At 61.3% G+C, this 13,900-nt stretch carries 11 protein-coding genes and 4 tRNA genes; 13 read left to right on the top strand and 2 right to left on the bottom strand.

Annotated features, from left to right (window positions below; genetic code table 11):
- Positions 1-117 precede the first annotated feature (117 nt).
- The 10 genes from gltX (at position 118) to ACLEJR_RS24690 (ending at position 6,248) form a co-directional block, all read left to right on the top strand.
- A complete protein-coding gene (gltX, locus tag ACLEJR_RS24645; protein WP_440817170.1) occupies positions 118-1,599 on the top strand; it encodes a glutamate--tRNA ligase in 1,482 nt (493 codons plus the stop codon).
- Positions 1,600-1,745: 146 nt separating this feature from the next.
- Positions 1,746-1,821, top strand: a tRNA-Ala gene (locus tag ACLEJR_RS24650).
- A gap of 79 nt (positions 1,822-1,900) precedes the next feature.
- Positions 1,901-1,976, top strand: a tRNA-Glu gene (locus ACLEJR_RS24655).
- Between the two features lie 54 nt (positions 1,977-2,030).
- Positions 2,031-2,106 (top strand) — tRNA-Ala (locus tag ACLEJR_RS24660).
- Positions 2,107-2,182: 76 nt separating this feature from the next.
- Positions 2,183-2,258, top strand: a tRNA-Glu gene (locus tag ACLEJR_RS24665).
- A gap of 178 nt (positions 2,259-2,436) precedes the next feature.
- Positions 2,437-2,976, top strand: a complete 540-nt coding sequence (locus ACLEJR_RS24670) for a TetR/AcrR family transcriptional regulator (RefSeq protein WP_440792678.1) — start codon at positions 2,437-2,439, stop codon at positions 2,974-2,976.
- Between the two features lie 28 nt (positions 2,977-3,004).
- Positions 3,005-3,838, top strand: a complete 834-nt coding sequence (locus tag ACLEJR_RS24675; RefSeq protein WP_440792680.1) for an alpha/beta fold hydrolase — start codon at positions 3,005-3,007, stop codon at positions 3,836-3,838.
- A 136-nt stretch (positions 3,839-3,974) separates the two neighbouring features.
- Positions 3,975-4,418, top strand: coding sequence for an acyl-CoA thioesterase (locus tag ACLEJR_RS24680; protein WP_440792682.1), 444 nt, complete (start codon positions 3,975-3,977; stop codon positions 4,416-4,418).
- Positions 4,419-4,716: 298 nt separating this feature from the next.
- Complete coding sequence (locus ACLEJR_RS24685) at positions 4,717-5,676, top strand: tRNA dihydrouridine synthase (protein ID WP_440817172.1); 960 nt, start codon at positions 4,717-4,719, stop codon at positions 5,674-5,676.
- Positions 5,677-5,795: 119 nt separating this feature from the next.
- A complete protein-coding gene (locus ACLEJR_RS24690; protein WP_047700569.1) occupies positions 5,796-6,248 on the top strand; it encodes an Hsp20 family protein in 453 nt (150 codons plus the stop codon).
- A gap of 209 nt (positions 6,249-6,457) precedes the next feature.
- Here the strand turns inward: ACLEJR_RS24690 and ACLEJR_RS24695 are convergent, their stop codons facing one another.
- A complete protein-coding gene (locus tag ACLEJR_RS24695; RefSeq protein ID WP_440792686.1) occupies positions 6,458-9,736 on the bottom strand; it encodes an EAL domain-containing protein in 3,279 nt (1,092 codons plus the stop codon).
- Between the two features lie 69 nt (positions 9,737-9,805).
- Positions 9,806-10,696 carry a LysR family transcriptional regulator gene (locus tag ACLEJR_RS24700; protein WP_440792688.1) on the bottom strand — a complete coding sequence of 297 codons (891 nt, stop codon included), beginning with the start codon at positions 10,694-10,696 and terminating at the stop codon, positions 9,806-9,808.
- A 155-nt stretch (positions 10,697-10,851) separates the two neighbouring features.
- Here ACLEJR_RS24700 and leuC point away from each other — a divergent pair, with 155 nt between their 5' ends.
- The 3 genes from leuC to ACLEJR_RS24715 all read left to right on the top strand — a co-directional run bounded on the left by leuC (position 10,852) and on the right by ACLEJR_RS24715 (position 13,837).
- The gene (gene leuC / locus ACLEJR_RS24705; protein WP_440817174.1) at positions 10,852-12,270 is read left to right on the top strand and encodes a 3-isopropylmalate dehydratase large subunit; all 1,419 of its coding nucleotides are present in this window, start codon (positions 10,852-10,854) and stop codon (positions 12,268-12,270) included.
- 11 nt (positions 12,271-12,281) lie between these two features.
- On the top strand, positions 12,282-12,926 hold the full coding sequence (gene leuD / locus ACLEJR_RS24710) for a 3-isopropylmalate dehydratase small subunit (RefSeq protein WP_440792691.1): 645 nt from the start codon (positions 12,282-12,284) through the stop codon (positions 12,924-12,926).
- Between the two features lie 146 nt (positions 12,927-13,072).
- Entirely contained in the window at positions 13,073-13,837 is a 765-nt protein-coding gene (locus ACLEJR_RS24715) for a class I SAM-dependent methyltransferase (RefSeq protein WP_440817177.1), read from the top strand.
- Positions 13,838-13,900 lie beyond the last annotated feature (63 nt).

Raw genomic sequence — 13,900 nt, forward strand, 5'->3', positions numbered from 1 at the left:
GGCTCGGTCTAACGACAAGCCACACAAATCCCCCTCTCACTGGAGCCCGCCCACCATCGCCTGCTACCATTCGCCCCTTGTTTGATCTTCGCTTTTACCTTCTTTCCGAGACATGCCATGACCACCGTCCGTACCCGCATCGCGCCGTCGCCCACTGGCGATCCCCATGTCGGCACCGCTTACATCGCTCTGTTCAACTATTGCTTTGCCAAGCAGCACGGCGGTGAGTTCATCCTGCGGATCGAGGACACCGACCAGTTGCGTTCGACCCGCGAGTCCGAACAACAGATTTTCGATGCCCTGCGCTGGCTGGGGATCGACTGGAGCGAAGGCCCGGATGTCGGCGGCCCTCACGGCCCGTACCGGCAGAGCGAGCGCGGCGATATCTACAAGCAGTATTGCCAGCAACTGGTGGACATGGGCCATGCGTTCCCGTGCTTCTGCACCGCCGAAGAGCTGGACCAGATGCGCGCCGAGCAGATTGCCCGCGGCGAAACCCCGCGCTACGACGGTCGTGCGCTGCTGCTGTCCAAGGAAGAAGTCGCCCGTCGCCTGGCGGCCGGCGAGCCTCATGTGATCCGCATGAAGGTGCCGAGCGAAGGCGTCTGCGTGGTGCCGGACCTGCTGCGTGGCGATGTCGAGATCCCGTGGGATCGCATGGATATGCAAGTGCTGATGAAGACCGACGGCTTGCCGACGTACTTCCTGGCCAACGTGGTCGACGACCACCTGATGGGCATCACCCACGTCCTGCGTGGGGAAGAGTGGCTGCCATCGGCGCCGAAACTGATCCTGCTCTACGAGTACTTCGGCTGGGAGCAACCGCAACTGTGCTACATGCCATTGCTGCGTAACCCGGACAAGAGCAAGCTGTCCAAGCGCAAGAACCCGACCTCGGTGACCTTTTACGAGCGTATGGGCTTCATGCCCGAGGCGATGCTCAACTACCTGGGGCGCATGGGCTGGTCGATGCCTGACGAGCGCGAGAAGTTCTCGTTGCAGGAAATGGTCGAGCACTTCGACCTGTCGCGGGTCTCCCTGGGCGGGCCGATCTTTGACATCGAGAAGCTCTCGTGGCTCAACGGCCAGTGGCTGCGCGACCTGCCCGTGCAAGAGTTCGCCGCGCGCGTGCAGAAGTGGGCGTTGAATCCTGAATACATGATGAAGATCGCCCCCCATGTGCAGGGCAGGGTAGAGACCTTCAGCCAGATCGCCCCGCTGGCCGGCTTCTTCTTCGCCGGTGGCGTGACGCCGGACGCGAAGCTGTTCGAGTCCAAGAAACTCTCGGGCGATCAGGTGCGCCAGTTGATGCAACTGATCCTGTGGAAGCTCGAAAGCCTGCGCCAGTGGGAGAAGGACAGTATTACCGCGACCATCCAGGCCGTGGTCGAGTTCCTGGAACTGAAGTTGCGCGATGCGATGCCGCTGATGTTCGCCGCCATTACCGGCCAGGCGAGCTCGGTGTCGGTGCTCGATGCAATGGAAATTCTGGGGCCGGACCTGACCCGTTTCCGTCTGCGCCAGGCCATTGATCTGCTCGGTGGCGTGTCGAAGAAGGAAAACAAGGAGTGGGAAAAACTGCTGGGCGCGATCGCTTGAGCGGTCGATGAGGCAGGGCATACCCCGGTTTTCCGGGGTTTGTCGGTAAGTGATTGTTATCCCGGCAAAAAATTTTCAAATTTGTTGAAAATAAATTTGACAGCCTTCCGATACGCCCTTAAGATTCGCCCCGTCCTCAGCGATGAGGGGCTATAGCTCAGCTGGGAGAGCGCTTGCATGGCATGCAAGAGGTCGACGGTTCGATCCCGTCTAGCTCCACCAATTTACACTTCAAGGTCTGGCCACACCGGCCTTGAAGCGATCAACACTCAGCGTTGATCAGTTGTATAGAAGGGTTTGCGTCCCCTTCGTCTAGTGGCCTAGGACACCGCCCTTTCACGGCGGTAACAGGGGTTCGAGTCCCCTAGGGGACGCCAGTTTTACCAATAGCGATGTTGCAAGATGTCGCTGCGCCGCGAGGCGAAAAATCCGGGGCTATAGCTCAGCTGGGAGAGCGCTTGCATGGCATGCAAGAGGTCGACGGTTCGATCCCGTCTAGCTCCACCAATCGACAGGTTCAAGGTCTGGCCACACCGGCCTTGAATCGATCAGTTCTCAGCGCTGATCAAGCAAGAAGGTTTGTGTCCCCTTCGTCTAGTGGCCTAGGACACCGCCCTTTCACGGCGGTAACAGGGGTTCGAGTCCCCTAGGGGACGCCACGATTACCCGCTCTGCGGGATTTTATAAGGGTCATTCAATTTTTGAATGGCCCTTTTGTTTGCCTGGCGTTCAGCCAATCCTCCCTTTTAAAAAACGATCCTGACGGGCGGTCCGAATTTTCGCTTGCAGAAAATTATTACGCGGATAATATTCTGCTCATAATATTCGGAGGCACCTATGAGCGATAAAAAGGCACAAACCCGAGAACGCATTATCAAGGCCGCCAGCGATGCATTGATCCAGCGCGGCCCGGCCGAGCCGAGCGTAGGCGAAGTGATGGGCGCAGCCGGGCTGACGGTGGGCGGGTTCTACGCCCATTTCGAAAGCAAGGATGCGCTGATGCTCGAGGCGTTCAAACAATTGCTCAGCCGGCGCCGCGGCTTGATCGCCGACATGGATGCTGAGCTGACCGGTGAAGAGCGGCGCGCGCTGATAGCGGCGTTCTATCTGTCGCGCAAGCATCGTGATTCCACCGAGAACGCTTGCCCGCTCCCGGCGTCGATCGGCGAGCTGGGGCGTTTGCCGGATCCGTTTCGGGACGTGCTCAGCGAGCACATCGAGTTGATGACCGCGCAGTTGGCGGCAAGTCCCGAAGACGCCGACAAGGCCCTGGCCGACATCGCCCTGATGGTGGGCGGCCTGGCCCTGGCGCGAGCCCTGGGCCCGGGAGAATTGTCGGATCGTGTGCTGCGTGCGGCCAAGTCGGCAGTGCGCTGAGCGCCAAATGCATCCTTGGAGATGAGCGATGGACAGGTTGAGCTGGATTCGTAGCGTTAATGGCACGCTGGGCCGGGTGGCTCCGCAGTGGGTGGCGAAGAAGATGCGAACGGTGTTCATGCGTCCCCGGGATCTGCCGCCGCGGGACTGGGAGTTGCCCCTGTTGGCGAGTGCCGAGCGCGTCACCTTGCGCTTCGGTCTCTCGGCCTTGCGTTGGGGCCATGGTCCCGCCGTTTTGCTGATGCATGGTTGGGAAGGGCGGCCTACCCAGTTCGCGGCGTTGATCACTGCGCTGGTGGGCGCCGGTTACACCGTCGTGGCGCTGGACGGCCCGGCCCATGGTCGCTCTCCAGGTCGCGAGGCGAACGTTCTGTTATTTGCCAGGGCCATGCTCGAAGCCGCAGCTGAACTGCCACCGTTGCAGGCGGTGATCGGGCACTCGATGGGCGGCGCCAGCGCGATGCTGGCGGTCCAATTGGGCTTGCGCACCGAGGCGCTGGTCAGCATCGCGGCGCCCGCGCGCATCCTTGGTGTATTGCGCGGTTTTGCCCGTCATATGGGGCTGCCGCCCAAGGCACGCTCGGCGTTCATTCGCCAGGTGGAGAGGGATGTGGGAATGTCCGCGTCGAAGATGGATGTCGCGCATTACCAGTTGGACGTGCCGGGGCTGATCGTTCATGCCGAGGACGATACTTCGGTGTCGGTCAAGGAATCGCAGCTGATTCATGAGGCCTGGTTCGACAGCCGCTTGCTGCGCTTGCCACAGGGCGGGCATCAGCGGGTGCTGGCCGATCCCCGGGTGATTGATGGCGTGTTATCGCTGTTGGCCGGGCGCAGCCTGCAAGCACGGCAATCGGCCTGAATGGTTGAAAAGTTGCCCTCGGTGATGTCGATATATTCAGCGGTGATGCAGTCGGTCCTGACGCCATCGCGGGCAAGCCCGGCTCCCACAGCGATCGGGTACACTGCACCGATCCACATTCGACCGGGAGAGGGGCATGGGCTGGGATCGGGCAACGCCGTTCATCATTGATCTTCAAGTAAACGCCGAAGACATCGACGGCTTGGGTCACGCCAACAATGCGGTGTACGTCAGTTGGTTGGAACGCTGTGCCTGGCGGCACTCTCAGCGCCTGGGCCTGGACTTGGTGGAATACCGGCGGCTGGATCGGGCCATGGCGGTGGTGCGGCATGAAATCGATTACCTGGCGGCGGCCTATGAAGGCGACGAGTTGCAACTGGCTACCTGGATCGTCGACTGGGACCAGCGGTTGAAGATGACCCGGCATTTCCAACTGATCCGTCCCCGCGACAACGCCACCCTGTTACGGGCCCAGACCACCTTTGTCTGCATCGAACTGTCCAGCGGCCGGCCCAAGCGCATGCCGCCGGAGTTCATCGAAGGCTATGGCGCGGCCATGCCCGCGGCAGCTTTGTCGTGAACCGACCCTCTATGGGATCAAGCTCGCTCCCACAATTGGATTTGCGCCGGACTTGATTCGTGAGAATACCCCAGGTCCCTGTGGGAGCGAGCTTGCTCGCGATGACGGCGGCACATTCAACATCGATGTAGCCTGATCCACCGCTATCGTCGATCGCCGCCCGGAGCAGGCTCGCTCCCACAGTGGATTTTGGGGGATTTGATTCCTGGGAACCCCGCAGGGTTTGCTGGTGAATGCCAATACGCTGGGCAAAATCCGGTAAACTGCCGCACGTTTTTCCGTTGAGTGTGTGTTTCCCATGCAAATTGCCCTGGCGCCCATGGAGGGGTTGGTTGACAACATCCTGCGGGATGTCCTCACCCGCGTTGGCGGTATCGACTGGTGTGTCACCGAGTTCATCCGTGTCAACGACCGCCTGCTCACGCCGGCGTATTTCCACAAGCTCGCCCCTGAACTGCTGACCGATGCCAAGACGGCTGCCGGTGTGCCGCTGCGGGTGCAGTTGTTGGGGTCCGATCCGGTGTGCCTGGCGGAAAACGCGGCGCTGGCCTGCGAGTTGGGCTCCGAGGTGATTGACCTGAATTTCGGCTGCCCGGCCAAGACGGTGAACAAATCCCGAGGTGGCGCGGTGTTGCTCAAGGAACCGGAACTGCTCAACCGGATCGTCGAACACGTGCGTCGCGCGGTCCCCGACCATATTCCTGTCACGGCCAAGATGCGCCTGGGCTTCGATAGCCCGGATGGCGCGCTGGTATGTGCCACGGCGCTGGCCGAAGGCGGCGCCGAGCACATCGTGGTGCACGCGCGGACCAAGACCGACGGCTACAAGCCTCCGGCGCACTGGGAGTGGATTCCCCGGGTCCAGGAGGTGGTCAAGGTGCCGGTATTCGCCAATGGCGATATCTGGAGCGTGGAAGATTGGCGACGTTGCCGCGAGATCAGCGGCGTGGAAGACATCATGCTCGGTCGCGGTCTGGTTTCCCGCCCGGACCTGGCCCGGCAGATCGCCGCAGCCCGGGCCGGCGAGGAAGTGGTCGAGATGTCGTGGGCCGAGCTGCAACCGATGCTCCAGGACTTCTGGCGACAGGTGGTCGAGCAGCTGACACCGCGCCAGGCGCCCGGTCGATTGAAGCAATGGCTGGCGATGCTCACCCGCAATTACCCCGAGGCGGTGCAGTTGTTTACGGCGTTGCGCCGGGAAACCGAGCTGGACGCGGTGGGCCATTTGCTGGGTGTGCCACGTACCGAAGCGGCCTGAAAAAAATTTCAGAAAAAGCTCTTGAAAAGTTTTTGGCGAACCCTAGATAGGGGTTACGCGATGCCGAATCCGGGTCGCGGAGACAAAAAACCTTGCTGATTTTTCAGGAGATTTGAATCATGAGTACTGCATTTTCGTTGGCCCCGCTGTTCCGTTCCTCGGTAGGTTTCGACCGCTTCAACGATCTGTTCGAAACCGCTTTGCGCAACGAGCCGGGCAGCAGCTATCCACCCTACAACGTGGAAAAATACGGTGATGATGAATACCGTATCGTAGTGGCTGCTGCGGGTTTCCGGGAAGAAGACCTGGACCTGCAAGTGGAAAAAGGTGTGCTGACCATCAGCGGCGGTAAGCGCGAGGCCAGCAATGACAGCGTCACCTACCTGCACCAGGGCATTGCCCAGCGTGCATTCAAGCTGTCCTTCCGGTTGGCGGATCATATCGAGATCAAATCCGCTGGCCTGAGCAACGGTCTGTTGAGCATCGACCTGTTGCGGGTGATTCCGGAAGAGGCGAAAGCCAAGCGCATCCCGATCAATGGGGCGCAGCAACAACCCGCGCTGCAAAACTGATGCACCGCAACTGAAAAAGGGCGCCGAAGTGGCGCCCTTTTTCATGGTCGACGCGCCCCTGTGGCGAGGGAGCTTGCTCCCGCTGGGTTGCGAAGCAGCCCCAAAAAAGCTCGATACAGGGCAGCCTGACACATCGCGTCGGCAGGTTTTAGGGTCGCTGCGCAGCCCAGCGGGAGCAAGCTCCCTCGCCACGAAGGTGAGCGGCGTTTTCACGGCAACAACCGCTCAAACGCCTCCAGTGGCAACGGCCGGCTATGCAAATAGCCCTGGTACAAATGGCAATCGAGGCCCTGCAGAAAGTGCAACTGTTCCAAGGTCTCTACACCTTCGGCGATCATTTCCAGGTTGAGGCTGCGGGCCATGGCGACGATGGCGCGGATGATTTCCGCGTCGTTGGGGTCGGTGGTGGCATCGCGTACGAATGACTGGTCGATTTTCAAGGTGTCTACCGGCAGGCGCTTGAGGTAGGTCAGCGATGAGTAGCCCGTACCGAAGTCGTCCATGGCGAAGCTGACCCCGAGCTTCTTGAGCCGGCGCATCTTGCCGATGGTGTCGTCCAGGTTCTGGATCACGATGCCCTCGGTGACTTCCAGCTTCAGCATGGAGCAGGGCAAGCCGTGGGTGGCGAGGCTGTTTTCGATGCGCTCGACAAAGTCGCTCTGGCGGAACTGTCGCGGGCTGATGTTCACGCACAGGCTGAACTGCCGCGGATCGACCTTGCCCTTGGCGATCAGTTGCTTGAAGCCGTCGCAGGCTTCGTCGAGGATCCAGGTCCCGACTTCCAGGATCAGGCCGCTGTCTTCCAGCACCTTGATGAATTCGTTGGGCGATTGGGCGCCCAGCTCCGGATGGTGCCAACGGACCAGGGCCTCGGCACCAATGATGCGATTGGTGCGGGCGTCGACCTGGGGTTGGAAGTGAAGGCTGAACTCGCCACGGGCCAGGGCCTGGCGCAAGTCCGTTTCCATGCGCAGGCGCTCGCTGGCGGCTTTCTGCATAGTGGCGTGGAACATCTGTGAGGTGTTGCGTCCCGAATCCTTGGCCCGATACAGCGCGATGTCGGCGCGCTTGAGCAGATCGGCCGGAGTCGAGCCATGGTCAGGGATCAGCGCCATGCCGATGCTTGGGGTGACCTGCAAACGTTGGCCATCGAGTGACATCGGCTCTGAAAGCAGTTCGCGCAGAGTATCGGCCAGGTTCTGTACCTGTTCGCTGACAACGGCGCGGCTGCCTTCCAGGCCGCTGAGGAGCACCACGAATTCGTCACCGCCCAGCCGCGCCACGGTGTCTTCCAGGCGTACGCTGGCCTCCAGGCGCGCGGTGATGATCTTCAGCACCGTGTCGCCTACCGGATGGCCCAGAGAGTCGTTGATGTGCTTGAAGTGGTCCAGGTCGAGGAACAGCAGGGCGCCACGCAAGTTGTGGCGCTTGAGCAGGGCGATCTGCTGGCTCAGCCGGTCCATCAGCAAGGCGCGGTTGGGCAGGTTGGTCAGCGGGTCATGATAGGCCAGGTGACGGATTTGGGCCTCGGCGTTGCGCAGCAGGCTTACGTCCCGGGCGGTCAGCAGCAGGCAGGGGGTCTCGTTGAGCGTGATGGGCTCGACCGACACCTCCACGGTGAGAATTTCCCCGCGCTTGTTACGCCCGAGCATTTCCTGATGGTGGACGCGGCCTTTGAGTTGCAGTTCAGCCAGCAGGGCGGTGCGCTGTTTGTCTTCAGCCCAGATGCCGACCTCGTAGACCGTATGACCGATCACTTCATCGGCACGGTAGCCGGTCAGGCGGCAGAAACCATCGTTGACTTCCAGGTAGCGACCGCTATCGCGTTCGGTGATGGTGATGGCATCCGGACTTGAGTGGAACGCCTTGGCGAATTTCTCTTCACTGGCCTTGAGCGCCGCTTCGGAGCGCTGCTGTTGGGTGATGTCCCGCAGGGTAGTGACGATGCACGGTTGATTGTTAACGTTGATCTGCCGGCTGGAGATCACGCAGGTCAGCGGTTGGCCGTCCTTGTGATGAACGACGATGGCGACGTTGTTCAAGGACTGCTCGCGAATCACCCGCTCGATGCGTTGCAGGCTGCTGCCTGGAGCATCCCAGAGTCCTATTTCGTCGGCGCTGCGGCCAATCACGTCGCTGGCGTCCCAGCCGAAGGTCTGGCTGAAGCTCGAATTGATCTCGATGAATCGGCCACTGTCCTGGTGGGTGACGCAGATCGGATCGGGGCTGACGTGAAACAGCGTGGCGAATTTTTCTTCCGACGCCGCCAGGCTCTGTTCGCGTTCGACCTGGTCGGTGATGTCCAGCAACGTCCCGGCCATGCGCAAGGGGCTGCCGTCGTCATTGCGGTAGAGGCGTGCGCGGCTTTCCAGGTAGCGGGAGCTGCCGTCCGGCAGTTGCACGCGGTAGGTCAGTTGGTAATTGCCGGCCGGGCCTTCGCGCAGGCTGCGATAGGCGTTGCGCATGTTGTTGCGTTCCTCGGTAGGCACACCGTCGAAAAACGCGTCGAACGACTCATGAAAAGGCTTGGGCTCCAGCCCATGGAGCTGCGCGGCCCGGGCCGAACCGTAGAGCATGCCGCTGGGAATGTGCCAGTCCCAGGTGCCCAGTTGCGCCGAATCGAGGGCCAGGTCGAGGCGTTCCTGGCTGTCCTTGAGCGCCTGTTCGGCCTGTTTGCGCTCGGTGGTGTCAAGGAACGTGCTGAGCAGGTAAGGCTGGCCTTCGATCTCGACTTTCTGCGCGCTGAGAAGACCGGTGTGAATCAGCTCGTTACTGGCCCGCAGTTCTACCTCCATACTTGCCACTTCGCCTTTGGCCTGGATGGCTTCGAGCAGTTTCGCCCGTTGCGAGGGCTGTGCCCAGAGGCCCAGCTCAAGCGTCGTGCGGCCGATAATGTCATGCAACGGCCAGCCAAACAGGCTTTCGAAATATTTATTGGCTTCGATGATCAGCCCGTCTTCCTGGCGGGTCAGCAAAACCATGTTCGGGCACAGATGAAACAGCGTGGCAAAGCGTTTTTCCGAACTGCGCAGGGCCTGTTCGCGCTGGCGCTGGTGAGTGATTTCGCGGATCACCCCGATCATGCGCGGGCGGCCGTGCTTGTCCGGCAGCACACTGCCGTTGATTTCCAGCCAGTGCAGGCTGCCATCGGGCCAGACGATGCGGTGGTGCATCGCCTGCTCCAGCGGTGCACCGGCAACCGCCGCATGGAAGGCGCGCACGGCCCTGGCCCGGTCTTCGGGCAGCAGCAGGTCCAGATAGTCCACATCGGTGGGCAGCGGGTGGCGCGGGTCGAAGCCGAACAACGCCTGGGTGCCGCGGGACCAACTGATCTGCCCGGTTTCGATGTCCCACGACCAGGCTCCCAGCCGCGCGCCGTTCAGGGCGGCCAGCAACTGCGGCGCGCTGTCCCAGCTTTGCTCGGACCGTTTCGGGTCAAGCGCCTGGATACGCGGCAGGGGAGGGAGATGGTCAGCGGGATTGGGCATCGTATAGCAGGCCTTGAGCAGGTTTGGGCGTTAGGCACAGGTGGTGCGGCTCTATAGGAGTAGCACAACCTACGCCGTTGTCCCTGGCAGATCGATTTGTGCATCCAATAGGGCCATGAAAGCCCGTGCAGCATTCGAAAGCGTCCGTTCGGTATGCAAGATATAGCCTAGCTGGCGACTGAGCTGTATGCCCGGCAAAGGGATGCGGGCCACCTGTTCATCGAGCATGGTGCGTGGCAAGACGCTCCAGGCCAGGCCGATGGAGACCATCATCTTTATGGTTTCCAGATAATTCGTACTCATCGCGATGTTCGGCGTCAGGCCCTGGGCCTCGAACAATCGTTGCACGATGTGATGGGTGAACGTATTGCCGCCGGGGAACACCGCAGGATGCAGGGCGATGTCCGCCAGGCTGACCGCGCCGTTTTCCAGCAGCGCGTGTTCCGGGGCCACGACGAAATCCAGCGGGTCATCCCATACCGGCGTGGCGCGAACCAGCGTGTGCGGCTCAGGGGCGAGCGTGATGACGGCCAGTTCCGCCCGGCCATGGAGGATTTCCTCGTAGGCCACTTCCGAATCCAGGAACTGGATATCCAGTGCGACCTGGGGGTAGCGGCGGGTGAACTCCCTCAATAAAGGCGGCAAACGGTGCAGGCCGATGTGATGACTGGTGGCGAGCGTCAGGCGACCGGTCACTTCGCCGGTCAGGTTGGTCAGGGCGCGGCGGGTATCGTCCAACACGTTGAGTATCTGATAAGCCCGTGGCAGCAGGGCCCGGCCGGCCTCGGTCAGGCCCACTTCACGGCCCAGGCGGTCGAACAGGCGCACCTTGAGCTGCTGCTCCAGGCCGGCAATCCGCTTGCTGATGGCCGGCTGTGTCAGGTGCAGGCGCTCCCCGGCTCCGGAGAAACTACCGGTCTCGGCGATGGCGATAAAGGCATTGAGATTGGCGAGGTCCATGGCGATTCCGTTCGAATTCCAACTGGTTATGCAAAGTATGAAAAATATGAATTTGAGTTATTTAATGTAACCTCATAGCATCAGCCTCACAAGCCAAGGGGTTATTGATCCGTTCAAGCCCAGGGCATAGAAACAAGCTGATGAGGAACCGTCTGATGGCCGGCAAAACGCTCTACGACAAGCTCTGGGATTCGCATTTGGTCAAGCAGCGCGACGATGGCTCCGCTCTGATCTACATCGACCGTCACATCATCCACGAGGTGACCTCGCCGCAAGCCTTCGAAGGCCTGCGCCTGGCTGGGCGCAAGCCATGGCGCATCGATGCCAACATCGCGACCCCGGACCACAACGTACCGACCACGCCGGAGCGCAAGGGTGGCATCGAGGCGATCGTTGACCAGGTCTCGCGCTTGCAGGTTCAGACCCTTGACGATAACTGTGACGAGTACGGCATCGTCGAATTCAAAATGAATGACGTGCGTCAGGGCATCGTCCACGTGATCGGCCCGGAGCAGGGCGCGACCTTGCCCGGCATGACCGTGGTCTGCGGCGATTCCCACACCTCGACCCACGGTGCTTTCGGCGCTCTGGCCCATGGCATTGGCACCTCCGAGGTCGAGCATGTGCTCGCCACCCAGTGCCTGGTCGCCAAGAAAATGAAGAACATGCTGGTGCGCGTCGAGGGCAAGCTGCCGTTCGGCGTGACCGCCAAGGACATCGTGCTCGCGGTGATCGGCAAGATCGGCACCGCTGGCGGCAACGGCCATGCCATCGAGTTCGCTGGCAGCGCCATTCGTGACCTGTCCATCGAAGGCCGCATGACCATCTGCAACATGTCCATCGAGGCCGGTGCCCGCGTCGGGCTGGTGGCCGCCGATGAAAAAACCGTGGCCTATGTCAAAGGCCGTCCGTTCGCTCCGAAAGGTGCCGAATGGGATCTGGCGGTCGAAGCCTGGAAGGACCTGGTGTCCGACCCCGACGCGAAGTTCGACACGGTGGTCGAGCTCGATGCCGCGCAGATCAAGCCGCAAGTCAGCTGGGGCACATCGCCTGAAATGGTATTGGCGGTGGACCAAAACGTCCCCGATCCAGCCAAGGAAGTGGATCTGGTCAGGCGCGACTCCATCGTCCGTGCCTTGAAATACATGGGCTTGAGCGCCAACCAGGCGATCACCGACATTCAGCTCGACCGTGTGTTCATCGGTTCCTGCACCAACTCGCGGATCGAAGACCTGCGCGCTGCGGCAGTGATTGCCAAGGGCCGCAAGGTGGCCTCGACCATCAAGCAGGCCATCGTGGTGCCGGGCTCAGGGCTGGTGAAGGCCCAGGCGGAAGCGGAAGGGTTGGACAAGATCTTCCTCGAAGCCGGTTTTGAGTGGCGTGAGCCGGGGTGCTCGATGTGCCTGGCGATGAACCCGGATCGCCTGGAGTCGGGCGAGCATTGCGCTTCCACCTCCAACCGTAACTTCGAAGGCCGTCAAGGCGCCGGTGGCCGTACGCACCTGGTGAGCCCGGCCATGGCCGCGGCGGCCGCTGTCAACGGTCGTTTCGTCGACGTCCGCGAATTGATCTGAAGGAGCGCAGCATGAAAGCTTTTACCCAGCACACCGGTCTTGTCGCGCCTTTGGATCGTGCCAACGTCGACACCGACCAGATCATTCCCAAGCAGTTCTTGAAATCCATCAAGCGCACCGGCTTCGGCCCGAACCTGTTCGACGAATGGCGTTACCTGGATGTCGGCCAGCCGTACCAGGACAACTCCAAGCGCCCGCTGAACAAGGATTTCGTCCTCAACGCCGAGCGCTACCAGGGCGCCAGTGTGTTGCTCGCCCGGGAGAACTTCGGTTGCGGTTCCAGCCGCGAACACGCGCCATGGGCCCTGGAAGAGTACGGTTTTCGCAGCATCATCGCGCCGAGCTACGCCGACATCTTCTTCAACAACAGCTTCAAGAACGGCTTGCTGCCGATCATCCTCGGCGACGCTGAAGTGGACGAGCTGTTCCAGCAGGTCGAGGCCAACCCGGGCTACCAGTTGCAGATCGACCTTGCGGCGCAGACCGTGACCCGTCCGGACGGCAAAGTGTTGAGCTTCGAGATCGATGCGTTTCGCAAGCACTGCCTGCTCAATGGGCTGGACGATATCGGCCTGACCTTGCAGGACAGCGACGCGATTGCGGCGTTCGAAGCCAAGCACCGGACGAGCCAGCCTTGGTTGTTTCGTGATGCTTGATTGACTTGAGATTGAGGTAAGCAGTACAGGCCTCATCGCGAGCAAGCTCGCTCCCACAGGTTCCATGAACGCCACGGTCCAGTGTGGGAGCGAGCTTGCTCGCGATGGCGGCAGCCCAAGCACCACAGAAACTATAAGGACATCCCATGATCAGCACCGCCCACAGTCAAGTCGTACAGAAGCAATTCGGTGAGCAGGCCTCGGCCTATCTGAGCAGTGCCGTGCACGCCCAGGGCGCCGAGTTCGCGCTGCTACAGGCTGAGCTTGCCGGTCATGCTGGCGCCCGCGTGCTCGACTTGGGTTGCGGTGCCGGGCATGTGAGTTTCCATGTGGCCTCCCTGGCCGAGGAGGTCGTGGCGTACGATCTGTCCCAGCAGATGCTCGACGTCGTGGCCGCTGCGGCAACGGATCGTGGCCTGGGCAATATCACCACGGTGTGCGGTGCCGCCGAGCGTTTGCCATTTGGTGATGGCGAATTCGATTTCGTGTTCAGCCGTTATTCGGCGCATCATTGGAGCGACTTGGGCTTGGCCTTGCGCGAGGTGCGCCGAGTGCTCAAGCCGGGTGGGGTGATGGCGTTCATCGATATCTTGTCGCCGGGCACGCCGTTGCTCGACACTTACCTGCAAAGCATCGAAGTGCTGCGCGACACCAGCCATGTACGCGATTACTCGGCCGCGGAGTGGCTGCGCCAGGTCAGCGAGGCGGGGCTGTATGTGCGCAGTACCTCACGCCAGCGCCTGCGCCTGGAATACCAGTCCTGGGTCGAGCGCATGCGCACGCCCGAGGTGATGCGCGCGGCCATCCTGCAGTTGCAGCGCTCGATGGGCGATGAAGTACGCGAATATTTTGAGATTGAGGCCGATGGTTCGTTCAGTACAGATGTACTGGTGCTGTGGGCCGAGCGATAGGATTTTTTCCGGCAGGTCCTGGGTTGCAGAACCTGGGGCCGGCCGCCAGAACAAACGAGGAAA

The organism is Pseudomonas sp. SMN5 (genome assembly GCF_052041925.1).
Taxonomy (GTDB): Bacteria; Pseudomonadota; Gammaproteobacteria; order Pseudomonadales; family Pseudomonadaceae; genus Aquipseudomonas.

What these genes read in the sequence shown, in the direction of transcription:
- ACLEJR_RS24715 (WP_440817177.1), top strand. Translation starts at nt 13,073, where the DNA reads ATGATCAGCACCGCCCACAGTCAAGTCGTACAGAAGCAATTCGGTGAG.
- ACLEJR_RS24680 (WP_440792682.1), top strand. Translation starts at nt 3,975, where the DNA reads ATGGGCTGGGATCGGGCAACGCCGTTCATCATTGATCTTCAAGTAAAC.
- leuD (WP_440792691.1), top strand. Translation starts at nt 12,282, where the DNA reads ATGAAAGCTTTTACCCAGCACACCGGTCTTGTCGCGCCTTTGGATCGT.
- ACLEJR_RS24685 (WP_440817172.1), top strand. Translation starts at nt 4,717, where the DNA reads ATGCAAATTGCCCTGGCGCCCATGGAGGGGTTGGTTGACAACATCCTG.
- ACLEJR_RS24675 (WP_440792680.1), top strand. Translation starts at nt 3,005, where the DNA reads ATGGACAGGTTGAGCTGGATTCGTAGCGTTAATGGCACGCTGGGCCGG.
- ACLEJR_RS24690 (WP_047700569.1), top strand. Translation starts at nt 5,796, where the DNA reads ATGAGTACTGCATTTTCGTTGGCCCCGCTGTTCCGTTCCTCGGTAGGT.
- ACLEJR_RS24670 (WP_440792678.1), top strand. Translation starts at nt 2,437, where the DNA reads ATGAGCGATAAAAAGGCACAAACCCGAGAACGCATTATCAAGGCCGCC.
- ACLEJR_RS24695 (WP_440792686.1), bottom strand. Translation starts at nt 9,736, where the DNA reads ATGCCCAATCCCGCTGACCATCTCCCTCCCCTGCCGCGTATCCAGGCG.
- leuC (WP_440817174.1), top strand. Translation starts at nt 10,852, where the DNA reads ATGGCCGGCAAAACGCTCTACGACAAGCTCTGGGATTCGCATTTGGTC.
- gltX (WP_440817170.1), top strand. Translation starts at nt 118, where the DNA reads ATGACCACCGTCCGTACCCGCATCGCGCCGTCGCCCACTGGCGATCCC.
- ACLEJR_RS24700 (WP_440792688.1), bottom strand. Translation starts at nt 10,696, where the DNA reads ATGGACCTCGCCAATCTCAATGCCTTTATCGCCATCGCCGAGACCGGT.